The sequence below is a fragment of the Streptomyces sp. NPDC028308 genome (genome assembly GCF_055565855.1).
In genome coordinates this window covers 432,209-453,866 of record NZ_JBVHTO010000009.1, presented here as the reverse complement: position 1 = coordinate 453,866, position 21,658 = coordinate 432,209, and the positions used below count along the sequence as shown (strand labels likewise).

18 protein-coding genes are annotated in these 21,658 nt (G+C 71.3%); 5 read left to right on the top strand and 13 right to left on the bottom strand.

What is annotated here, in order from left to right:
- The first annotated feature begins 150 nt into the window (after nt 1–150).
- On the top strand, nt 151–1,155 hold the full coding sequence (locus tag ACZ4VA_RS23055; RefSeq protein WP_355785077.1) for a sigma-70 family RNA polymerase sigma factor: 1,005 nt from the start codon (nt 151–153) through the stop codon (nt 1,153–1,155).
- On the opposite strand, the gene ACZ4VA_RS23050 is transcribed toward ACZ4VA_RS23055, so the two are convergent.
- Nucleotides 1,048–1,434, bottom strand: a complete 387-nt coding sequence (locus ACZ4VA_RS23050; protein WP_356172117.1) for an STAS domain-containing protein — start codon at nt 1,432–1,434, stop codon at nt 1,048–1,050. The two genes, ACZ4VA_RS23055 and ACZ4VA_RS23050, sit on opposite strands and share 108 nt — an antisense overlap.
- A 143-nt stretch (nt 1,435–1,577) precedes the next feature.
- Between ACZ4VA_RS23050 and ACZ4VA_RS23045 the strand changes: the two genes are divergently transcribed.
- Nucleotides 1,578–2,498 (top strand): AEC family transporter, encoded by a 921-nt coding sequence (locus ACZ4VA_RS23045; RefSeq protein WP_468082441.1) that lies wholly within the window; start codon nt 1,578–1,580, stop codon nt 2,496–2,498.
- A 67-nt stretch (nt 2,499–2,565) separates the two neighbouring features.
- Here the strand turns inward: ACZ4VA_RS23045 and ACZ4VA_RS23040 are convergent, their stop codons facing one another.
- The 12 genes from ACZ4VA_RS23040 to ACZ4VA_RS22985 form a co-directional block, all read right to left on the bottom strand.
- Nucleotides 2,566–3,849, bottom strand: a complete 1,284-nt coding sequence (locus ACZ4VA_RS23040; protein ID WP_355785068.1) for a thymidine phosphorylase — start codon at nt 3,847–3,849, stop codon at nt 2,566–2,568.
- A 57-nt stretch (nt 3,850–3,906) separates the two neighbouring features.
- Nucleotides 3,907–4,344, bottom strand: a complete 438-nt coding sequence (locus ACZ4VA_RS23035) for a cytidine deaminase (RefSeq protein ID WP_355785065.1) — start codon at nt 4,342–4,344, stop codon at nt 3,907–3,909.
- Entirely contained in the window at nt 4,341–5,606 is a 1,266-nt protein-coding gene (locus ACZ4VA_RS23030) for an ABC transporter permease (RefSeq protein ID WP_356172111.1), read from the bottom strand. Before ACZ4VA_RS23030 ends, ACZ4VA_RS23035 begins: the two co-directional genes overlap by 4 nt.
- Nucleotides 5,603–6,733 carry an ABC transporter permease gene (locus tag ACZ4VA_RS23025; RefSeq protein ID WP_356172108.1) on the bottom strand — a complete coding sequence of 377 codons (1,131 nt, stop codon included), beginning with the start codon at nt 6,731–6,733 and terminating at the stop codon, nt 5,603–5,605. Before ACZ4VA_RS23025 ends, ACZ4VA_RS23030 begins: the two co-directional genes overlap by 4 nt.
- Entirely contained in the window at nt 6,733–8,361 is a 1,629-nt protein-coding gene (locus tag ACZ4VA_RS23020; protein ID WP_355794023.1) for an ABC transporter ATP-binding protein, read from the bottom strand. The genes ACZ4VA_RS23025 and ACZ4VA_RS23020 overlap by 1 nt, the downstream gene beginning before the upstream one ends.
- A gap of 271 nt (nt 8,362–8,632) precedes the next feature.
- Nucleotides 8,633–9,679: a BMP family lipoprotein gene (locus ACZ4VA_RS23015; RefSeq protein WP_356172105.1), complete on the bottom strand. Its 1,047-nt coding sequence runs from the start codon at nt 9,677–9,679 to the stop codon at nt 8,633–8,635.
- A gap of 275 nt (nt 9,680–9,954) precedes the next feature.
- A complete protein-coding gene (locus ACZ4VA_RS23010; RefSeq protein WP_356172102.1) occupies nt 9,955–11,007 on the bottom strand; it encodes a BMP family lipoprotein in 1,053 nt (350 codons plus the stop codon).
- A 325-nt stretch (nt 11,008–11,332) separates the two neighbouring features.
- Complete coding sequence (locus tag ACZ4VA_RS23005; protein WP_355782395.1) at nt 11,333–12,565, bottom strand: amidohydrolase; 1,233 nt, start codon at nt 12,563–12,565, stop codon at nt 11,333–11,335.
- A gap of 466 nt (nt 12,566–13,031) precedes the next feature.
- A complete protein-coding gene (locus ACZ4VA_RS23000) occupies nt 13,032–14,150 on the bottom strand; it encodes a hypothetical protein (RefSeq protein WP_355782375.1) in 1,119 nt (372 codons plus the stop codon).
- A 46-nt stretch (nt 14,151–14,196) separates the two neighbouring features.
- Nucleotides 14,197–15,135: an N-acetylneuraminate synthase family protein gene (locus ACZ4VA_RS22995; RefSeq protein ID WP_355782378.1), complete on the bottom strand. Its 939-nt coding sequence runs from the start codon at nt 15,133–15,135 to the stop codon at nt 14,197–14,199.
- Between the two features lie 14 nt (nt 15,136–15,149).
- Nucleotides 15,150–16,457, bottom strand: coding sequence for a cytidylyltransferase domain-containing protein (locus ACZ4VA_RS22990; RefSeq protein ID WP_389391232.1), 1,308 nt, complete (start codon nt 16,455–16,457; stop codon nt 15,150–15,152).
- A gap of 32 nt (nt 16,458–16,489) precedes the next feature.
- Entirely contained in the window at nt 16,490–17,824 is a 1,335-nt protein-coding gene (locus ACZ4VA_RS22985) for a DUF6716 putative glycosyltransferase (RefSeq protein ID WP_355782384.1), read from the bottom strand.
- 198 nt (nt 17,825–18,022) lie between these two features.
- Between ACZ4VA_RS22985 and ACZ4VA_RS22980 the strand changes: the two genes are divergently transcribed.
- From ACZ4VA_RS22980 to ACZ4VA_RS22970, 3 genes are read left to right on the top strand one after another with little or no spacing between them, the layout of a single operon-like run.
- A complete protein-coding gene (locus ACZ4VA_RS22980; RefSeq protein ID WP_355782387.1) occupies nt 18,023–19,003 on the top strand; it encodes a glycosyltransferase family 2 protein in 981 nt (326 codons plus the stop codon).
- Complete coding sequence (locus ACZ4VA_RS22975) at nt 19,000–20,334, top strand: alpha-2,8-polysialyltransferase family protein (protein ID WP_356172094.1); 1,335 nt, start codon at nt 19,000–19,002, stop codon at nt 20,332–20,334. Before ACZ4VA_RS22980 ends, ACZ4VA_RS22975 begins: the two co-directional genes overlap by 4 nt.
- A complete protein-coding gene (locus tag ACZ4VA_RS22970; RefSeq protein WP_356243586.1) occupies nt 20,331–21,470 on the top strand; it encodes an acyltransferase family protein in 1,140 nt (379 codons plus the stop codon). The genes ACZ4VA_RS22975 and ACZ4VA_RS22970 overlap by 4 nt, the downstream gene beginning before the upstream one ends.
- Nucleotides 21,471–21,658 lie beyond the last annotated feature (188 nt).

Genomic DNA, 21,658 nt, shown 5'->3' with positions numbered 1-21,658 from the left:
CCGGGACGGCGGGGGCGCGGGAACGGCGTTCTTCACACCCCCTCCCACCTGGGACTTCGCCCTTCCGGGGGCCATTGTCAGTGGGCTGCGGTAGCTTCCGAAGTGCTGGCGCGAAGGTGCGACGGACAGAGCCACAGGGGTGGGTTGGCGATGAGTGACGGTACGGCGACGGCGGACCTGGACGTCCGGCTGGAGAAGCACAGGACCGAGCTGACCGGGTACTGCTACCGCATGCTCGGCTCCTCCTTCGAGGCCGAGGACGCGGTGCAGGACACGATGGTCCGCGCCTGGCGCAGCTACGACAAGTTCGAGGGCCGCTCCTCGATGCGCTCATGGCTCTACCGGATCGCCACGAACGTCTGCCTGGACATGCTGAGCGCGGGGAACCGAAGGGCTCGCCCCATGGATCTGACAGGCCCCTCGCCGCTGGACCGCGCGGCCCTGAACCCCCGCCCGGACCACACGTGGCTTGAGCCCATGCCCGACACGCGCGTGCTCCCGGCGGTCGGCGACCCGGCGGAGGCGGCGGTGGCGAAGGAGTCGGTGCGCCTCGCCTTCATGGCCGCGCTCCAGCAACTGCCGCCCAAGCAGCGGGCCGTGCTGATCCTGCGCGAGGTCCTGGCGTGGAAGGCGAGCGAGGTCGCGGAGTTGCTCGGCACCACGGTCGCCTCGGTCAACAGCGCGCTCCAGCGGGCCCGCGCGACGCTTGCCGAGAGCGCGGGCGAGGGCGCCGAGGCCGCCGTCTCCGACCCCCTGGACGAGGAGCAGCAGAAGCTCCTGGAGCGCTACGTCGCCGCGTTCGAGGGGTACGACATGACGGCGCTGACGGCCCTGCTGCACGAAGACGCGATCATGACGATGCCGCCGTTCGACCTGTGGCTGCGCGGCCCGGACGACATCACCGGCTTCATGACGACGCTGGGCGCCGCCTGCGCGGGCTCGCGCCTGGTGCCGGTCGGGGTCAACGGCCTGCCGGGCTTCGCGCACTACAAGCCGGACCCGGAGTCGGACGGCTTCGTGCCGTGGGCGGTGCAGGCGCTGGAGATCTCAAAGGGGCGGATCACCGGGTTCCACTGCTTCCTGGACACCGCCCGCTGGTTCCCGCTCTTCGGGCTCCCCCTCCGCCTCGAAGCGGAGGCCGACCAGACCGAGTAGGGCCCGCAGCGCGGGGTCCGCGTTCCGCAGACGTATCCGCCCGCCGGCGCGGCGGGCGGTGAGTTCCAGTCTGGCCAGCGCGTCGACGGCCGCCAGACCGGGCGGTCCGAGCCCCGCTACGTCGCAGATCACGACCCCGGCCCCGGTCTCCTCCAGCTGTGCGCGTACACGTGCGCAGAGCCGGGGCACCGCGTCACGGGTGACGGGGCCCGGCAGCGCGAGTACGGCGGGTGTCGTGGCGTCCACCTTCAGTAGACCGGAGTGAGGCGCGGAACTCATCGGGGGCGGCGCCGTGCCGTGCCGTGCCCACGACAGGGATCACATTGACCTGGGACCGGCCTTCCCCGGAGGGTTGGTTGTATGCCCCATAGATCAGCTCCCTCCGCCCCGCGCGACGGCCTCTTCGTCCCGGTGGGGGTGCTGTGCGGGGGGTACTGACGGGTTTCGGCGTCATCGCCGCCGTCATCGCGGTCGGCTACGTCATCGGCCGCCGCGGCTATCTGGGGGCGAACGGACGCGAGGTCCTGACCAAGCTCGCCTTCCACGTGGCCTCGCCCGCGCTGCTGTTCACGACGCTCGCCGGGGCCGACCTGTCGGTGGTCTTCTCCAGCCGGCTCCTGGTCACCGCGATGAGCACGGCGGTGGCGGCGGGCGTCTTCATCACGGTGGGTGCCGTACGCCGCTGGGGCGTCGGGCGTACGACCATCGGCGCGCTGTGCTCCAGCTACGTCAACTCCGGCAACCTCGGCATCCCGATCGCGGTGTACGTCCTCGGCGACGCCTCGCTGGTGGCGCCGGTGCTGCTGTTCCAGCTGATCGGGGTGACCCCGGTCGCGCTGACCGTGCTGGACCTGGCCGGCCGGGACGGCAAGGCCCCGCTGTGGCAGCGCCTGCTCACACCGCTGCGCAACCCCGTGGCGGTCGGCTCGCTCGCCGGGGTCGCCGTGTCGGCGAGCGGCCTTCGGGTGCCCGGGCCGGTCCTGGATCCGATCACCCTGATCGGGAACATGTCGGTGCCCGCGGTGCTGCTGGCGTTCGGCATCTCGCTGTGCGGCAGCACCCTGCCCGGCCGCGGCCCGGACCGTCACCCGGTGCTGCTCTCGGTCGCCCTGAAGTCGGCGGGGCAGCCCCTGACCGCCTGGGCGCTGGCCGCCGGGGTGTTCGGGCTCAAGGGCGCGCCGCTGCTCGACGTGGTCGTCACCTCGGCGCTGCCCGCCGCGCAGAACCTCTTCACCTACGCTTCCCGCTACGGGACCGGCGAGGTGCTCGCGCGGGAGTCGATCCTGCTGTCGACGATCGTGTCCGTGCCGGTGCTGGTGGTGATCGCCGCGCTGCTGGGCTGACCCCCGCCCGGACAGCCGGAAAGGGGCCGGCGCCGAGGCACCGGCCCCCTTTCCGGGACGTACGGGGTCAGGCGATGCGCTCCAGCACGATCGGGGCCGGCGTGAAGTCCGTGCCCGCCGCGGCGATGTCGTACGAGCCCTCGACCGCTTCGAGCGCGTACGCGAAGCGCTCGGGGGTGTCGGTGTGCAGGGTGAGCAGCGGCTGGCCGGCCGTGACGGTGTCGCCCGGCTTGGCGTGCAGCTCGATGCCGGCGGCGGCCTGCACCGGGTCCTCCTTGCGCGCGCGTCCGGCGCCCAGGCGCCAGGCGCCGACGCCGATGTCGTAGGCGTCCAGGCGGGTCAGGACACCGGAGGAGGGAGCCTTGACGACGTGCTGCTCGCGCGAGGTCGGCAGCGGCGCGTCCGGGTCACCGCCCTGCGCGGCGATCATGCGGCGCCAGGCGTCCATGGCGGAGCCGTCGGCGAGCGCCTTCGCCGGGTCGGCGTCCTTGACGCCCGCGGCGTCGAGCATCTCGCGGGCCAGTGCGAGGGTCAGCTCGACGACGTCCGCGGGGCCGCCGCCGGCCAGCACCTCGACGGACTCGCGGACCTCCAGGGCGTTGCCCGCGGTCAGGCCGAGCGGGGTCGACATGTCGGTGAGCAGCGCGACCGTCTTCACGCCGTGGTCGGTGCCGAGGCCCACCATGGTGGAGGCGAGTTCGCGGGCGTCCTCGATGGTCTTCATGAAGGCGCCGGTGCCGACCTTCACGTCCAGGACGAGCGAGCCGGTGCCCTCGGCGATCTTCTTGGACATGATCGAGGAGGCGATCAGCGGGATGGCCTCGACGGTGCCGGTGACGTCGCGCAGGGCGTACAGCTTCTTGTCGGCGGGCGCGAGGCCGTCGCCGGCGGCGCAGATGACCGAGCCGACCTCGTCCAGGACGGAGAGCATCTCCTCGTTGGAGAGCAGCGCCCGCCAGCCGGGGATCGACTCCAGCTTGTCCAGGGTGCCGCCGGTGTGGCCGAGGCCGCGTCCCGACAGCTGCGGGACGGCCGCGCCGCAGGCCGCCACGAGGGGCGCGAGCGGCAGCGTGATCTTGTCGCCGACGCCGCCGGTGGAGTGCTTGTCGGCGGTCGGGCGGGACAGCGAGGAGAAGTCCATGCGCTCGCCCGAGGCGATCATCGCGGCGGTCCAGCGGGCGATCTCGCGGCGGTTCATGCCGTTGAGCAGGATCGCCATGTTGAGGGCGGCCATCTGGTAGTCGGCGACCTCGCCGCGGGTGTACGCGTCGATGACCCAGTCGATCTGCTCGTCGCTGAACTCGCCGCGGTCCCGCTTGGTGCGGATGACGGAGATGGCGTCCATGGCCATGGCTTTCCTTCCGAAGAGCAGCGGCCCCTCCGGACAGTCCGGAGGGGCCGCGGAGAGTTACTTGGTGAGGTGCTCCGGCCCGAAGGCCTGCGGGAGCATCTCGGAGAGCGGCAGGATCCCCGCCGGCGTCTCCAGCAGCAGGTCCGGGCCGCCGAACTCGAAGAGCAGCTGCCGGCAGCGCCCGCACGGCACGAGGATCTCGCCGCGGCCGTCGACGCACGTGAAGTGGGTCAGCCGGCCGCCGCCGGTGTTCTGGAGCTCGGAGACCAGACCGCACTCGGCGCACAGCCCGAGACCGTACGAGGCGTTCTCGACGTTGCAGCCGGAGACCGTCCGACCGTCGTCGACGAGGGCCGCGACCCCGACCGGGTAGCCCGAGTAGGGGGCGTACGCCCGGGACATGGCGTCCCGGGCGGTCTCGCGCAGGGCGTCCCAGTCGACCTCGGAACCGCCGCTCCCGGAGCCGGCCCCGGGAGCGCCCTCGGCCGCCGTCACTTGCCCTGCCCCTTGCGGTACGGCAGGCCGTCCGCCTTCGGCATCCGCAGGCGCTGCGCGGACAGGGACAGCACGAGCAGGGTGATCACGTACGGCGTGGCGGACACGACCTGGTTCGGCACCTCGTTGGTGCCGGCGTACCAGGCGAAGACCAGCGCGCCGACGACGAGGGTGATCACGGCCGGGACGTACTTCTTGCGGACCGCGAGCCAGATCGCGCCGATGACCAGCAGGATCGCGCCGAGCAGCAGCAGCGCGTGGACGTTCGCCGAGCCGCCGCGCAGGTTGAGGCTGTCGGTGTAGCCGAACAGGCCCGCGCCGAGGGCGAGTCCGCCCGGCATCCAGTTGCCGAAGATCATCGCCGCGAGGCCGATGTAGCCGCGGCCGCTGGTCTGTCCCTCCAGGTAGAAGGGGTTGGCGACGATCGAGAGGAAGACACCGCCGAGGCCGGCCAGGCCACCGGAGATGATGACGGCGAGGTACTTGTACTTGTAGACGTTCACGCCGAGGGACTCGGCCGCGACCGGGTTCTCACCGCAGGAGCGCAGGCGCAGGCCGAAGGCGGTGCGCCACAGGATCCACCAGGTGGCGGGGATCAGCGCGACGGCGATCAGGGTCAGCCAGGAGACGTTGGTGACCAGGCCGCCGAGCAGGCCCGCGATGTCCGAGAGGAAGAACCAGCCCTTGCCGTTGAGGGTGGTGAGCCAGTCGGAGAGTCCGGGCACCGTGAAGTGGCCGAGGGAATCGACCGGCGGGGACTGCTTGGCCGAACCGCCCTGGACGCCCTCGAAGGCGAGCGGGGAGAGGTAACGGGTGGCGCCGAGCGCGAGGATGTTGATGGCCACACCGGAGACGATGTGGTTGACGTTGAAGGTGATCGTCACGATGGCGTGCAGCAGGCCGCCGATGGCGCCGCCGGCGATGCCGACCAGGACGCCCGTCCACGGACCCCACTGGTAACCGGCCCAGGCGCCGAACCAGGTGCCGAGGATCATCATGCCTTCGAGGCCGATGTTGACGACGCCCGCGCGCTCGGCCCACAGACCGCCGAGGCCGGCCAGGCCGATCGGGACGGCGAGCTGGAGCGCGGTGGACATCTGGCTGACGTTGGTGATGCCGTCGGCGCCGGTGATGATGCGGACGATCGACGTCAGCGCCAGGCCGCCCGCGATGACGAGCAGGAGAACGGGGAGCGACAGCCGGCGGCCGCCGGGTGCTGCGGGCTGCAGCGAGGGCTGGTTGACAGCGGTTGCGGTGGTCATCGGCCAGCCACCTCCTTCTTGGTGTCGTTGTCAGAGGAGGCGCCGAGGACGTTGCCCGCGGCGATTTCCGCGCCGACCCGGCGCTGCTGGCGGCGCAGGCCCCACTCGCGCACGGCCTCGTACGAGACGACGACCGCGATCACGATCAGGCCCTGCATGATGACCGCGATCTCCTTGTCGTACCCGTGGAAGTCGAGTTCGGGAGAGGCCTTGTCGAGCCAGGCCCACAGCAGGGCCGCGAAGGCGATGCCGGTCGGGCTGTTGCGGCCGAGCAGGGCGATGCCGATGCCGAGGAAGCCGATACCGGTCGGGAAGTTCAGGCTGAAGGTGTGCGTGGAGCCGAGCAGGATCGGCAGGCCGGCGAGGCCCGCCATGCCGCCGGAGACCAGCATGGCGGTGAGCACCATGCGCTTGGGGTCCACTCCGCTGGCCGCGGCGGCGCTCTCCGAGGCGCCCGAGGCGCGCAGGTCGAAGCCGAAGCGGGTGCGGTTGAGGACGACCCAGTAGCCGATGCCGAGCAGCACCGCGAGGACGACCAGGCCGTAGATCTCTCCGGCGTCGCCCATGTCGATGCCGGGCACCCAGCCCGACTCGTGCATCTCGCCGGTGGTGTTGTTGTTGCCGACCTTGACGCCGAAGACGTCGGGCAGCCACATGTAGGCGATGAGCGCGGTGGCGATGGCGTTGAGCATGATCGTCGCGACGACCTCGCTGACGCCCCGGGTGACCTTGAGGACACCGGCGATGCCGGACCAGAAGGCGCCGGTGAGGATCGCGGTGAGGATCAGCAGCGGGACCTGGAGCGCGGCCGGCAGCGCGACGTGCGCGCCGACGATCGCGGCCATCATGGCGGCGAGCTGGTACTGCCCGTCCACACCGATGTTGAACAGGTTCATGCGGAAGCCGATGGCCACCGCCAGCGCCGCGATGTAGTACAGCGAGGCCTGATTGATGATCAGGACCTGGATGTCCGAGAACGTGGCCTGCTCGAACATGAGCGTGTAGGGCTCGAACGGGTTCTTGCCCGAGGCGAGCAGCACGACCGAGGTCAGTGCCACGGCCACGACGAGCGCGATGACCGGTCCGGCCACCGCGAGGAGCACGCGCTCCTTGTCGAACTTCTTCATCAGCGGGCCTCGTCTTCCGGGGCGTCTGCCTGCTCTTCGAGCTGCTCTGCGAGCTCTTCGTTCTCGAGGTGTCCGGAGGCGGCGCCGGTCATGGCCGAGCCGAGCTCCTCCGGGGTGATGGTCGCCGGGTCGGCGTCCGCGACCAGCTTGCCGTTGTAGATCACCCGGAGCGTGTCGGAGAGGCCGATCAGCTCGTCCAGGTCGGCGGAGATCAGCAGGACGGCGAGGCCCTCGCGGCGGGCCGCGCGGATCTGGTCCCAGATCTGGGCCTGCGCGCCGACGTCCACACCGCGGGTGGGGTGGGCGGCGATGAGGAAGCGCGGCTCGTGGCTCATCTCGCGGCCGACGATCAGCTTCTGCTGGTTGCCGCCGGACAGGGAGGCCGCGGTGACGTCGATGCCGGGGGTGCGGACGTCGTACTCCTCGACGATCCGGCGGGTGTCGGCCTGGGCGCCCTTCGGGTCCAGCCAGATGCCCTTGGCGTTGGGCCGTTCGGTGACGTGGCCGAGGATGCGGTTCTCCCAGAGGGGGGCCTCCAGGAGCAGACCGTGCCGGTGGCGGTCCTCGGGGATGTAGCCGATGCCGCTCTCACGGCGCTTGCGCGTGGACCAGGAGGTCACGTCCTCGCCCGCGAAGCGGATGACGCCGGAGTCGGCGCTCTTGAGGCCGATCAGCGCGTCGATCAGCTCGGTCTGGCCGTTGCCCTCGACTCCCGCGATGCCCATCACCTCACCGGCGTGGATGGTGAAGGAGACGTGGTCGAGCACGAGCCGGACGGCGCCGCGCGCCACCTCGTCCATGAGCAGGCTGGCCGATCCCTTGCCCATCGACACCGAGCCCTTGGCGAAGACCGTCAGGTCGTCGACCTCAATGACGGGCCGGTCGGTGACCGTGGACTCCGCGGTCTCCGGGGTCGGCAGCTCGCTGCCGACCATCAGTTCGGCGAGCTGGCGGGGCGTGGTCTCGGACGGGACGGCCGTACCGACGGTCGTGCCGCGGCGGATCACCGTGATGTCGTCGGCGACCGAGAGGACCTCGCCCAGCTTGTGCGAGATGAAGATGACCGACAGGCCCTCGGCCTTGAGCTCGCGCAGGTTGGCGAAGAGGGCGTCGACCTCCTGCGGGACGAGCACCGCGGTGGGCTCGTCCAGGATCAGGATGCGGGCGCCGCGGTAGAGGACCTTGAGGATCTCCACGCGCTGGCGGTCGGCGACCCCGAGCTCCTCGACCAGGACGTCGGGGCGGACTCCGAGGCCGTAGCGCTCGGAGAGCTCCAGGATCTTGCGGCGGGCCCGGCCGCCGATGCCGAACAGCTTCTCGCTGCCCAGCACCACGTTCTCCAGGACCGTGAGGTTGTCGGCCAGCATGAAGTGCTGGTGGACCATGCCGATGCCGCGGGCGATGGCGTCGCCGGGCGACGAGAAGGCGACCTGCGTGCCGTCGACGGCGATGGTGCCCTCGTCCGGCTTCTGCATGCCGTAGAGGATCTTCATCAGCGTCGACTTGCCGGCGCCGTTCTCACCGACGAGGGCGTGGACCGTGCCCTTGCGGACCTTGAGGTGGATGTCGTGGTTGGCCACGACGCCGGGGAAACGCTTGGTGATCCCGGCGAGTTCGACAGCGGTCACCTGACCGTCGCTCACGTCGGCCGGAGGGCTGCTGGACGCGTTGATGGCGCACTCTCCTGAGGGAAAGGGGGTCGTCTACGCGCGTAGCGCCCCTACGGCAACGAAAGGGGCGCCGCGCCGCGAGAACGGGATACGGAGGGCCAGGCTCTCCGTATCCCGTTGAGCGGACGTAACCCCGCGGTTACTGAGCGGCTCCGGGGTCGCGCGGGCGGTGTGGAGCACCCGCCCGCACTCCCCCGGAGCCCCAAAGCTGCTCCTGAGGTCCTGCTCGTCAGCTGGTCTTGACCTTGATCTCGCCGCTGATGATCTTCTCCTTGGCCGCCTCGACGGCATCCTGGACGGCCGTGTCGCTCTTGTACTGCGGGTTGGAGTCGGCGAGGCCCACCTCGCCGGACTTCAGATCGCCCCTGACGATACCGCTCTCGGGCTTGCCGTCCTCGACCGACTTCGCGAGGTTGTACACCGCCTTGGCGACGTCCTTGGTGGCGGAGGTCAGGATGGCGCCCTTGTACTTGGCGAGGGCCTCCTGGCGGTACTGGTCGGAGTCGACGCCGATCGCCCACACCTTGTTGGCGGCGGCGGCCTCGATGACACCCTGACCGGACAGACCGGCGGCCGCGTAGACGACGTCCGCCTTCTTCTCTATCTGGCCCTCGGCGGCAGTCTTGCCCTTGTCGGGGCTGGAGAAGCCGCCCTCGTCCGCCGTCTGGGTGAGGTACTGGGACAGCACCTTGACCTTCGGGTCGGTGTCCTTGACGCCCTGCGCGAAGCCGGCCTGGAACTTGTGGATCAGCGGGATGTCCACGCCGCCCACGAAACCGACCGTGTGCGTCTTGGTGGCCTTGGCGGCGGCGACGCCCGCGAGGTAGGACGCCTCCTGCTCCGAGAAGACCAGGTCCGCGACGTTCTTCGCCTCGATGGTGGAGTCGTCGACGATGCCGAAGGTGGTGTCCGGGTACTTGGCCGCGGCCTCCTTGACGGCCGGCGCGTACGCGTAGCCGATGCCGACGACCGGGTTGTAGCCCTGCTTGGCCAGCGAGACCAGACGCTGGGTCTTGTCCGCGTCCGTCTCACCGTCGGTGGGCTCGAGGTCGGCGGTCTTGTAGCCGAACTCCTTCTTCGCCTTCTCCAGGCCCGCGAACGCCGCGTCGTTGAAGGACTGGTCGCCCTTGCCGCCGACGTCGTAGGCGATGGCGAGGCCCTTGTCGCCCTTCGACTCCGACGAGTCGGAGGTCGAGGTGCCTCCGCACGCGGAGAGGGCGAGGGCGAGAGAGGCGGTCGCAGCGCCTGCGAGCGCGATGCGGGGAACCCGGCGCATGTGTTGTGCTCCTGTCTTACAAGCGCCTGGCGGATCGTCTTCGGCGCTGGCTTCGCCGCAGATTAACGCGCGTAGACCATCTAGAAAACCCCTTCTGTCCACCTTGTTATGCGGCTGTGCCCGACGCCACCTCTTCGCCGTGCGAAGGCTTGCCGACCGCAAAGGCGCGGTGGCTTTGGGTGACCCCCGCACGGCGGAACGACGGGAGCGGGCGGGCACCTGGGTGCCCGCCCGCTCCGTACCGCCTGACCGTGTCCGCCCGTCGGGGCGGCCGGCTACTCGGTCTTGACCTTGATGGTGCCCGCGGTGATGCCTTCCTTGGCCTTCGCCACCGCGTCGGTGAGACCGGCGATCTCCGCCATCTTCGGGTTGCTGTCGGCCAGGCCCACGCCGTCGACCTTGAGGTCGAAGGTCTGCGTGCCGGTCAGCGGCTTGCCGTCGTGGACCGACTTGGCCTGCGCGTAGACCGCGCCGCCGACGTCCTTCAGCGCGGACGTGAGGATGTAGTCCTTGTACGCGGCGAGCGCCTTCTGCTTGTACTGGTCGGAGTCGACGCCGATCGCCCACACCTTGGCCTTCGCGGCGGCTTCGATGACGCCCTGGCCGGACAGGCCGGCGGCGGCGTAGAGGACGTCCGCCTTCTTCTCGATCTGGCCCTCGGCGGCGGCCTTGCCCTTGTCGGGGCTGGAGAAGCCACCCTCCTCCGCGGTCTGAGTGAGGTACTGCGAGAGCACCTTGACCTTGGGGTTGGTGTCCTGGACGCCCTGCTTGTAGCCGGCCTCGAACTTGTGGATCAGCGGGACGTCGACGCCGCCGATGAAGCCGACGGTGTTCGTCTTGGTGGCCTTGGCGGCGGCGACACCGGCGAGGTAGGACGCCTCCTGCTCGGAGAAGACGAGGGACGCCACGTTCTTGCCCTCGACGACGGAGTCGACGATGCCGAAGCTGGTCTTCGGGTACTTGACCGCGACCTTCTCCATCGCGGGGCCGTAGGCGAAGCCGATCCCGATGACCGGGTTGTAGCCCTGCTTGGCCAGCGAGGCCAGGCGCTGCTCCTTGTCCGCGTCGGTCTCACCCTCGTTGGGCTCGATGTCGGCGGTCTTGTAGCCGAACTCCTTCTTCGCCTTCTCCAGGCCCGCGAACGCGGCGTCGTTGAAGGACTGGTCGCCCTTGCCGCCGATGTCGTACGCGATGGCGAGGCCCTTGTCGCCGCTGCTGCTGCTCTCGCCGCCGTCGCCTTCGTCACTGGTACCGCCGCAGGCCGTGGCCGCGAGTGCGAGCGACGCGACCCCCACCGCGACACGGGTCAGGCTGGAAATACGACGCATCCGAAGTTCCCCTTCTCCAAAGCCCCGCAGTGGGTGCTGAGTTCGGCGCACATTAACGCGCGTAGACCGTGGAGGGAACGGGGTTCCCCGGGCCGTTACCCATTCGTGCCGATGGCCGGTTACGTCCTTGTGAACCACGGGCTCGAATGGGGCGCTTCGTGGACACAGCCACCCTCGCGTCCGCCACGCTCCGCTTACGGGGGTGAAGTCAGCGTGACGGCGCGAGTGGCTGTTTCCAACCGCCGCTCACGCTACTGCGCACGATCCCGCCCCGCGACCGGAGTGGGCCGACGGGGCGGGGAGGGCGAGCCGGGGCGCGGGACGGCTATGCGAGGGCGTCGAGCAGGGCCGCGGCCGTGAAGAGCTCCACGCCGACCTTGATCGCCGTCTCGTCGGCGTCGAAGTCGCCCTGGTGCAGGTCGCGGCCGCCGCGCTCACCGGGCGTGCGGACGCCGAGCCTGGCCATGGCGCCGGGCACCTGCTCCAGGTACCAGGAGAAGTCCTCGCCGCCCAGGCTCTGCGTGGTGTCCTCGACGGAGTGCGGTCCGAGCCGGGTGGTCATGGCGTCCCGGAGCAGGTCGGCGACGACCGGGTCGTTCACGACCGGCGGGACACCGCGGACGTAGTTGATCTCGGACTTCGCCCGGTGCAGCGTGGCGATCTCGTCGATCGCGGCGTGCAGCAGGTCGGGCGCCTGGCGCCAGGCGTCGAGGTCCAGGCAGCGCACGGTCCCGGAGAGCTCGGCGTGCTGCGGGATGACGTTGCACGCGTGGCCGGACTCGATCCGTCCCCAGGTCACGGAGAGGCCGCTGCGCGCGTCGATACGGCGGGCGACCACGGCGGGCACGTCCACGGCGACCCGGGCGACGGCCGTGACGAGGTCGGTGGTGAGGTGGGGGCGCGCGGTGTGGCCGCCCGCACCGTCGAGTGAGACTTCGAGCCGGTCGCACGCCGACGTGATCGGACCGTGCCGCAGGCCGATGCGCCCCGCGTCCACCTTCGGGTCGCAGTGCACGGCGATGATCCGGCCGACGCCCTCCAGCGCCCCGGACTCGATGGCGTCGAGCGCGCCGCCGGGCAGGACCTCCTCGGCGGGCTGGAAGATCAGCCGGACGGGCTGGGGCAGCCGCCCCTCGCGGTGCAGCCCGGCGAGGACCAGGCCGGCCCCGAGGACGACGGTCGTGTGGACGTCGTGTCCGCAGGCGTGGGCGCGGTCCGGGACGGTCGACCGGTAGGCGCAGTCGGCCTTGGTGTCCGGGATGGGCAGCGCGTCGATGTCGGCGCGCAGGGCGAGCATGGGACGGCCGTCGGCGGGCGCGCCCCCGTCGAGCCCGATGTCGCACACGAGGCCGGTTCCGGTGTTGAGCACGCGCGGCGCGAGGCCCGCCTGCTCCAGGCGGGCCTTGATCGCCGCGGTGGTACGGAACTCCTGGTTGCCGAGCTCCGGGTGCATGTGCAGGTCGCGGCGGAAGGCCACGAGTTCGGCGCGCAGTGCCTCGGGCAGCGCGCCGGGAAGCACTGCTTCCCCGGGATGATCGGCCTCGGACTCTCGGGACATCAGTTGGTTCACCCTCTGAAGGGTAGGGCGATCGGGCGGCCAGCCGACCCACGATCAACAAAACTTCAGCCCGTTAGGGGAAGAAAATCTGGCCGCCCGGCGCATAGGTATCGGCCGGGGTGGGTAAACTCGCCCGGCTCTCCGGGCGGTTGGATCTTGAACCGGGCGCTCTGATCAGGCCCTTCGGTCTCCGTCGACCTCTCCCGCCGGTCCGGCGGGCGGTTCTCGAACCGCTCCGCGGCGCAGCCCGCGGAGTCCCACACGGGGAACAACGCCCGGGGTGCCCGAGCCCATTCCCTTCCTCCACGGTGCCACAGATACGCACGTTGCCGCCCCGTCCCCCAGCGTGACGCGAGCCTCACCCGAGATCGTCCGCACGGGCCGGGACGGGCCGGTGACCGACCGTCACCGAGGAGCACGTCTCGCGCCGCGTGTTCGGTTCCCGGGTGCCCGCGTCCGCCCGGCCCTATGCCGGGGCGGTGTGCGCGACCGCCGTGAGGCGGTGGACGTCCTTGGCCGTGCCGGTCACCCCGGAGAGGAAGCCCTCGGCGCGCGGGGAGGCGTTCTCGGTGAGCCAGGAGGGGTCGATGTCGCAGACCGCGACGCGGACGTCGGTGCCGGCCAGCGCCAGCGGCAGGGTGTGGACCACGGTCGACGGGAAGCTGAGGATGGTCCGGCCGATGGGGCCGCGGCGGGCGATCAGTTCGAGCGGGAGGTCGGGCCGGACGATCTCCAGTCCCGTCTCGCCGGCCAGCCGGCGGAGCTTCTCGGGGCTCTCGCGGCGGTGGGCGAAGTACCGGGTCGCGCCGTGCGCCGCGGCCAGCGAGCGGACCGCGGCCAGATAGCGCTCCGGGTCGACCACGCCGGTCTCGACCAGGGAGGTGCCCACCAGGTCGGCGCTCCTGGTGATGCGCGGCGGGCCGAAGCGGGCCCGGGTCCAGGCGAAGTCGTTGGGGGTGACGCGGACGCCGTCCGGTGCCGAGTCGATCGGCATGGACGAGAACACCTCGACCGAGCGGTGGCCGGTGGGGGTGAGCCGGCGGCGGGCGGAGGCGGACACCGGCGCGAACAGCACGTCGCGCGCGCCGGGCCGGCCGCCGCGCCGGTGCCACCGCACCAGGCGCTCGCCGCGGCCGAGCTGGGCGACGAACTCCATGGTCGCCGTGCCGTCGTCCACGACCACCAGGTCGCGGGCGCCCGTGATGGTCAGCAGGAGCTGCACGTAGCGGGAGAACGGATCTCCCATCACTATGCGGCGGGCTCTGCGCAGCAGCGGGACGAGGCCGCCGATCGTGTGGAAGGGGGCCGCGGTGCCGCCGCGGGCCTCCTCCCACCGGACGTCGTAGCCCTCGTCGCGAGCCAGCTCCGCCATGCGGCGCAGCTGTCCCCGGGTCATGGGGTCGGTCGGCGACAGGACGACGAGCGTGAGCCCCGCGCCGGGTGCCGGGGCGGTGCCCTCCTCCGTGCGCAGGTTCCGGGTGTGGGCCCACTCCAGCACGTTGAGGAGTTGCACCGGGCTCTCGACGAACGCGAGGGTGTCCGGCTTCTTCGGGCGGTTGCCGGCGGAACCGGCGCGGGGGCTCATCGACGTACGACCGTCGCTTCCGTGAGGGTGGAAGAGGGGAGAGGGATCAGACCGCGACCGGCTCGCCCGCCGCCGCGGCGATCTCCGCCTCCGCGACGACGCCCGAGACGCGGCGCAGCTTCTTCATCGGGCCGAGCTCGGACTCGTACACCTTCTTGACGCCGTCGCCGAGGGAGGCCTCGATGGTGCGGATGTCGCGGACGAGGCGGGTCAGGCCCTGCGGCTCGACGGAGGCGGCCTGGTCGGAGCCCCACATCGCGCGGTCGAGGGTGATGTGGCGCTCGACGAAGGTGGCGCCGAGGGCGACCGCGGCGAGCGTGGTCTGCAGGCCGGTCTCGTGGCCGGAGTAGCCGATCGGCACGTTCGGGTACTCGGCCTGGAGGGTGTTGATGACGCGGAGGTTCAGCTCCTCCGCCTGCGCCGGGTAGGTCGACGTGGCGTGGCACATCAGGATGTTGTCGCTGCCGAGGACCTCGACGGCGTGCCGGATCTGCTTCGGCGTCGACATGCCGGTGGAGAGGATGACCGTGCGGCCGGTGGCGCGCAGGGCGCGCAGCAGCTCGTCGTCGGTCAGCGACGCGGAGGCGACCTTGTGGGCGGGCACGTCGAACTTCTCCAGGAAGGCGACGGCCTCGGTGTCCCACGGGGACGCGAACCAGTCGATGCCGCGCTTCTTGCAGTGCTCGTCGATCTGGCGGTACTCGTCCTCGCCGAACTCCACGCGGTGGCGGTAGTCGATGTAGGTCATGCGACCCCAGGGGGTGTCGCGCTCGATGTCCCACTGGTCGCGCGGGGTGCAGATCTCCGGGGTGCGCTTCTGGAACTTGACCGCGTCGCAGCCGGCCTCGGCGGCCACGTCGATCAGCTTGAACGCGTTGTCCAGGTCACCGTTGTGGTTGATGCCGATCTCGCCGGTGATGTAGACCGGCCGGCCCGGGCCGGCGGTCTTCGAACCGAAGGTGCGGAGGCGGGAGTTGCTGCTCATGGTGAAGACGTTCCTTAGTTGTCGAGGGAGTCGAGAGAAGGGCCGAGGATCCAGCTGGCGATCTCTCGGATCGCGCCGTCGCCACCGGGGACGGTGGTGACCGCGCGTGCGGCGCCGCGCACGACGTCGTGGGCGCTCGCGACCGCCACGGGCCAGCCCACGAGGGCGAAGCACGGGAGGTCGTTGACGTCGTTGCCGACGTAGAGCACGCGCTCAGGCGCGATGCCCTGCTCCTCGCACCACTGCTTCAGTGCGAGGTCTTTCCGGTCGATGCCGTGCAGGACCGGGATCTTGAGCTTCCGGGCCCGGGCGGCGACGACCGGGTTCTGTTCCGTGGACAGGATGAGCATCGACAGTCCGCTGCGGCGCAGGGCTGCGACACCGAGGCCGTCCCCGCGGTGCACGGAGACGAACTCCCGTCCTTCGGAGTCGATCAGCACCCTGTCGTCGGTCTGGGTGCCGTCGAAGTCGAGTACGACCGCGTCGATGTCCTCGGCGGTCGGGAGGGCGCCGGGCCGGCCCGCGTCGAAGAGCGGGGCGAGCGCGCGGGCGCGGGCGAGGTCGTGCGGGTCGTCGATCTCCAGCACTCGGGCCGGGTCGGTGCGCACGAGTTCGGTGCGGCCGAAGAAGCGGTGCCCGGCGGTGCGGAAGCCCGCCGCGTCCATGCCGTAGACGGCGCCGGTCTCCAGGAGGTCCTGGGGGCGGTCCTGGCGGCGCGGGCGGAAGGACTTGTCGTGGTTGATGCCGTAGCCGCCGCTGGTGGCGGTGCCGGCGAGAAGGGTGTCCGTGCCGCCGACGGCGGCCGTGCGCGCGGTGCCGGGCGCGGCGGGCGCGGTCGGTTCGTCGTCGCCGTCGCGCCACACGAAGCCGTGGAAGGGGGCCACGGTCAGCGCCGTGTCCGCGCCCTTGTCGACGACCGCGCGGACCACTCCGTCGATGTCCTCGCGGACGATGAACGGGCTGGTGCACTGGACGAGCAGGACCACGTCCACCGCGGCGCCGTGCAGGGTCTCGTGGGCGTCCATGGCGTGCAGGACCGCGGCCTCGGAGGTCGCGGTGTCCCCGGCGATGGCGGCGGGCCGCAGGACGACCTCGGCACCGGCGGCGCGGGCCGCGGCGGCGATCGCCGTGTCGTCGGTGGAGACCACGACGTCGGTGACGAGCCGGGCCGAGCGGCACTCGCGCACGGCGCGGGCCACCAGCGGCACACCCCCGACCGGGGCGAGGTTCTTCGCGGGCACGCCCTTGGAGCCGCCGCGCGCGGGGATCACCGCGAGCACACGGCGTACCGGCGCCGCTTGGCCCGCTTCCGGGTGGGACATCAGGTGTACTCCTTGGGAGGGGATCGGGGCGCTCACAGCTCCCCCATCCGCCGGATGACGGGCGCCACGCGCTGGACGCCGTGGCGGTAGGCGCCGCGGGCCGCGCGCCGCACGATCTGCCGTACGGGGCTGGGCTCCTTGTCGGCGGCGGGTGCGCCGGGCAGCGGGCTGCCGTCGGGGGCGAGGTGGTGGCGGGCGAGGATGCCGGGCAGGTAGCCGGGCGCGGTGGCGGGCGTGTAGTAGGGCGCGAGCCGCGGGAGCCGGGCGGCGCCGAGCAGTTCGGCGATGCGGGCGCGCGCGCTGTCGAAGGCCGTCTCGTAGGAGCCTCCCCCGGACTCCGTCTGGGAGGTGCCCCCAGCGGCGACGCCCTGCCGGGCCACCCACGCCGGATCGGGCGCCGGTTCGTGCCCGGCGTCGAGCTGGTCCCAGGAGGCCAGGCAGCCGGAGCCCACGAAGTGGTGGTTGCCGAGCGCCTCGCGCACCCCGAGGTCGGTCAGGACGACGGTGGGGATGCGGCGGTGCAGGGATTCCAGGGCCGCCGTGGAGCTGACGGTGACCAGCAGGTCGGTGCGGTCCAGGACCTCGCCCATGTGCCCGTACACCAGGCGGAAGTTGGCGGGCGCGTCGGCCTTCTCCGCCAGCTTCTGGTAGGGCAGCTCCTCGATGTGCGTGGTGTGTTCGCCGGGCCTGGAGCGCAGCTTCAGCAGGACCTCGCGGTCCGGGTGCAGCCGTGCGTGCCGGATCAGGCGCTCCAGCAGGTACGTACGGTCCTTGCGGTTCTCCGGTACGGAGGGCTGCGCGGCGAAGACGACCGTGTACGGGTCGTGCTTCTCGTAGCCGGCGCCGCCGAGGAAGGGCAGCGCCACCTCCGTCACGGCCGAGGCGTCGGCGCCCACTCCCTCGTACACGGCCCGGAAACGATCCGCGTCCTGGCGGGAGTTGGCGAGGACGAGGTCCGCGCCGTGGCGCAGCAGCAGGCCGTCGGCGAGCTTCTCGTAGACGACGCCGACGTAGCCGGTGACGACGATCGGCCGCCTCGTCCGGCCGTCCCAGACCCGCCCGAGCCCGTGCAGCATCGCCTGGACGGCGCCGCCGACGAGGGCGAGCACGACGAGGTCGTACGCCTCCTCGCCCATGGCGCGCAGGAACTCGACGCCGGTGACCTCGCGGAGCGAGTCGGGGCGGACGCCGACTTCCTGGAGCTGGCGGGCGGTTGGCGTGGCACGGCCGCGCAGCAGGAAGCCGTCGAGCCGGATGTCCGATCCGGCGGGGGCGATGCGGCTCGCGGTGAGCGAGCCCCACTTCCACCGGGTGTCGGAATCCGCGAGGACGGCGATCCGCAGGGACTTCCTGGTACTTGCTGGCACGTCCAAGACGCTAGGAAGCGATTCCGATGTGCGGCCCAACCCGAATGCAACAAACGGTTAACAGCACATCGACGAATGGGGAATCGGCCCGTGTTCGGGCCGGAAATCAGCCCGGTTCACGGCTTCGCCACGCGTCGTTCACCTTGCATCTCACCAACGGTCAAGACGAATGCCGGGCCGCCGCCTAACGTCACTCGGGTGGTCAAGCTCTCCGTCATCGTGCCGTTCTACAACGTGCAGCAATACGCGCCCGACACTCTGAAGAGTCTGCGTGCCAACACACGCGACGACTTCGAATTCATCCTCGTCGACGACTGTTCCCGAGACGAGACGCCGGACATTCTCGCGCGCGCGGAGCGCGAGCTCCCGGGCGCGGTGTATGTCAGACACGAGAAGAACGGAGGACTGGCGACCGCGCGCAACACCGGCATCGACGCGGCCCGCGGCGAGTACCTCACGTTCCTCGACGGGGACGACTGGCTCGCCCCCGGCTACTACGAGCAACTCCTCGCCGCCATCGAGGATCTGGGCTGCGACTTCGTCCGTACGGACCATGTCCAGTGCACCGCGCGGGCCCGCACCGTGCACCGGGTGCCGCACGGCCGGCGGGGGGTCGTACTGCGTCCCCGTGACGCGATCCTGCCCGCCGACCGCTCCACCTCCGTCGACTACGCCTACGCCTGGGCGGGGATCTACCACCGCCGGCTGGTCGACCGCGGGCTGCTGCACTTCACCGACGGGCTGCGGACGGCCGAGGACCGGCCGTGGATCTGGAAGCTGCACCGGGAGGCGGAATCCTTCGCCACGGTGGGGCTGCTCGGTGTGTTCTACCGGCGCGGTGTCGCCTCTTCGCTGACGCAGATCGGGGACGTGCGGCAGCTCGATTTCATCCGCGCCTTCGACCAGGTCGTGTCGGAGACCGCGGCGGACCGCGACGCGGACATTCTGCTTCCCAAGGCCGTGCGCACGTATTGCGCGATCATTTCCCATCACCTGGGATCCATCGAAAGGTTCGAGCCTTCCGTGGCACGGAAATTGAAGTCGATGAGCGCCGTCGCACTGCGGCGCATGCCGCAGGACGTGCTCGACGAGGCACTCGACTCGATGGACGTCCAGCGCGCGACGCGGCTGCGCCGGCTGCGGCGCCGTCCGGCTCCGGCCGCGGGGGTGGCCGCGTGACCACGCAGATCTTCATGGCGTCCACGCTCTACGGCACGGCGACGCTCGCCGCGGCGCTGGACACGGACTCCTTCGCGCCCGCCGACCGGCGCATCCTGCTCGTGTCGAACAACGCGGCGACCCCGGAGACGACTCCCGCCGTGGACGAGATGCCGGGCTTCGAGCGGTTGCGCGGCCGGTTCGACGAGGTCATCTCGTGGAACGAGACCATCTCGCCGTTCCACCCCGGGGGTTGGGCACCGCGCCCCGACGACGTGCCGCTGTGGGAACGCCATCTGCGGCTGGCCTGGCGGCTCGGGGACGACGACGTCGAACTGGCCGTCGAGTCGATCCAGGTGAACCCGGCCCTCGCCGTGGCGCAGATCTTCATGGGCGCGCCCGTCACCGTGTACGCGGACGGGCTGATGAGTTACGGGCCCACCCGCAACAAGATCGACCCGCTGGTCGGCACGCGCGTGACCCGGCTGCTCCACCTGGACCTGGTGCCGGGCCTCACGCCCCTGCTGCTCACGGAGTTCGGTGTCCCGCCCGAGGTCGTGCCGACGGACGCCTTCTCGAAGGTCCTCGCCGAACTCGGCGACACGGGAGACGCGTTGCCGGTGGTGGAGGAACCGGCGCTGCTGCTCGGGCAGTACCTCTCGGCGCTCGGCATCCTCACCGCCGAGGAGGAGGAGGACCTCCACGTACGGATGCTGCGCGGCGCCGTCGAACTCGGCCACCGCGCGGTGGTGTTCAAGCCGCACCCCACGGCGCCGGTCCGCTGGTCGCGCCTGCTGGAGAAGGAGGCCGAGAAGCTGGGCGCCGACCTGACCGTGGTCGACGTCCCGGTCCTCGCCGAGGTGCTCTACCAGCGGATGCGGCCCGCCCTGGTCGTCGGCTGCTTCTCCACCGCGCTGCTCACGGCGTCCGCGCTGTACGGCCTGCCGGTCGCGCGGATCGGCACGGAGACGCTGCTGGACCGCCTGACCCCGTACGAGAACAGCAACCGCGTCCCGGTCACCGTGGTGGACGCGTTGCTGCCCGAGCTGACGGACCGTTCGGCGGTCGCCGCGCAGCGCCCGGGACTCGGTACGGAGGACCTGACCGCTCTCGTGCGGGCCGTCGGGTTCGCCATGCAGCCCAAGATCTACCCGGCGCTGCGCCCGGACGCCGAGCGGTATCTGACACGGCATCTGGACCAGCACACCTGGCGCTACTTCAAGCGCCGACGGCTGACGTCGCTGGCGCTGCCGGGCGCGGTCCCGGCCCAGCTCGCCTTTCTGCCGCGCAACGCGACCGTCCGCCGTGTGGCGCGGCGGGCGCGCTCCCTCAAGCGGGCGACGCTCGGATGACCGCGGCGACGAAGGCACCGGCTCCGGTCCCGCCCGCCGCGGAGGCCGCCGACGTCCCTCCCCGGATAGGTCCCCGGGTGCACGCACCGCGGCTGCGTGCGCTCGACGGGCTGCGGCTGGTGGCCGCGCTGATGGTCGCCGGGTACCACTACGGCGGCCGGGACGGCGAGATCGCCCGGGCGTGGGGCACCTCGCCGAAGTACCAGTTCCCCTCGCTGCACGAATGGTTCGCCTACGGCTGTCTCGGCGTGCAGGTGTTCTTCGTGATCAGCGGGTTCGTGATCTGCATGAGCGGCTGGGGCCGCACCCTGCGGGCGTTCTTCGCCTCCCGCGCCTCGCGTCTGCTGCCCTCGTACTGGGCCGCGGTGATCCTCGTGACGGCGGTCTTCGCGCTGCCGGTCGTGGCCTACCGGGCGGTGTCGCCGAGCGACGCGCTGGTGAACCTGACGATGCTCCAGCAGCCGCTGGGCGTGGACCGGGTGCTCGGGGTGTGCTGGACGCTGTGGGCGGAGGTGCGCTTCTACGCGCTGTTCGCGCTGTGCATCGTGCTGCCGGGCGCGAACCGGCGGCGCGTGATCCTCTTCTGCGCCGGCTGGACGCTGGCGGCGGCGATCGCGCAGACCGCGCACCAGCCGCTGCTGGACGTCGTCCTGATGCCGGAGTACGCGCCGTTCTTCGTCGGCGGGGTCGGTCTCTACCTCGTGCACCGCGACCGGCGGGACGCGTACGCCTGGGGCATCGTCGGCGTGAGCTGGCTGCTGGGCCAGCACTACGCGGTGATGCGTCTGTGGCACGCCCCGAACCCGGACTTCTTCTCGTACCGCACCTCGTACGGCATCATCCTGGTCGTCACGCTCGGGTTCCTCGCGGTGGCCGCGATCGCCCTGGGCTGGCTGGGCTGGGCGAACTGGCGCTGGCTGACCGTGGCGGGCGCGCTGACGTACCCGTTCTACCTGATCCACGAGCACCTGGGCTGGGTCGCCGTCGAGGGCTACCACCGGACCCTGCACATCCCGTCGTACGCGACGCTGCCGCTCACGGTGGTCACGATGCTGGTCCTGGCCTGGCTGCTGAACCACTTCGTCGAGGACCGGCTGGCGCCCCGGTTGCGCGCCCTGCTCACCACCGCCCGCTGACCGGGCCCGCCGCGAACGTCCGCGCCGGGCTCAGACGGCCCCGCCCGGATGTCCGGGCCCGGCTCAGGCGATCCCGGCCCGGATGCCCGGCCCCGGCTCAGGCGATCCCGGCCCGGATGCCCGGCCCCGGCTCAGGCGATCCCGGCCCGGATGCCCGGCCCCGGCTCAGGCGATCCCGGCCCGGATGC

What these genes read in the sequence shown, in the direction of transcription:
- ACZ4VA_RS23055 (WP_355785077.1), top strand. Translation starts at nt 151, where the DNA reads ATGAGTGACGGTACGGCGACGGCGGACCTGGACGTCCGGCTGGAGAAG.
- ACZ4VA_RS23005 (WP_355782395.1), bottom strand. Translation starts at nt 12,565, where the DNA reads ATGTCCCGAGAGTCCGAGGCCGATCATCCCGGGGAAGCAGTGCTTCCC.
- ACZ4VA_RS23040 (WP_355785068.1), bottom strand. Translation starts at nt 3,849, where the DNA reads ATGGCCATGGACGCCATCTCCGTCATCCGCACCAAGCGGGACCGCGGC.
- ACZ4VA_RS23010 (WP_356172102.1), bottom strand. Translation starts at nt 11,007, where the DNA reads ATGCGTCGTATTTCCAGCCTGACCCGTGTCGCGGTGGGGGTCGCGTCG.
- ACZ4VA_RS23030 (WP_356172111.1), bottom strand. Translation starts at nt 5,606, where the DNA reads ATGACCACCGCAACCGCTGTCAACCAGCCCTCGCTGCAGCCCGCAGCA.
- ACZ4VA_RS22990 (WP_389391232.1), bottom strand. Translation starts at nt 16,457, where the DNA reads ATGTCCCACCCGGAAGCGGGCCAAGCGGCGCCGGTACGCCGTGTGCTC.
- ACZ4VA_RS22995 (WP_355782378.1), bottom strand. Translation starts at nt 15,135, where the DNA reads ATGAGCAGCAACTCCCGCCTCCGCACCTTCGGTTCGAAGACCGCCGGC.
- ACZ4VA_RS23000 (WP_355782375.1), bottom strand. Translation starts at nt 14,150, where the DNA reads ATGAGCCCCCGCGCCGGTTCCGCCGGCAACCGCCCGAAGAAGCCGGAC.
- ACZ4VA_RS23015 (WP_356172105.1), bottom strand. Translation starts at nt 9,679, where the DNA reads ATGCGCCGGGTTCCCCGCATCGCGCTCGCAGGCGCTGCGACCGCCTCT.
- ACZ4VA_RS22970 (WP_356243586.1), top strand. Translation starts at nt 20,331, where the DNA reads ATGACCGCGGCGACGAAGGCACCGGCTCCGGTCCCGCCCGCCGCGGAG.
- ACZ4VA_RS23025 (WP_356172108.1), bottom strand. Translation starts at nt 6,733, where the DNA reads ATGAAGAAGTTCGACAAGGAGCGCGTGCTCCTCGCGGTGGCCGGACCG.
- ACZ4VA_RS23050 (WP_356172117.1), bottom strand. Translation starts at nt 1,434, where the DNA reads ATGAGTTCCGCGCCTCACTCCGGTCTACTGAAGGTGGACGCCACGACA.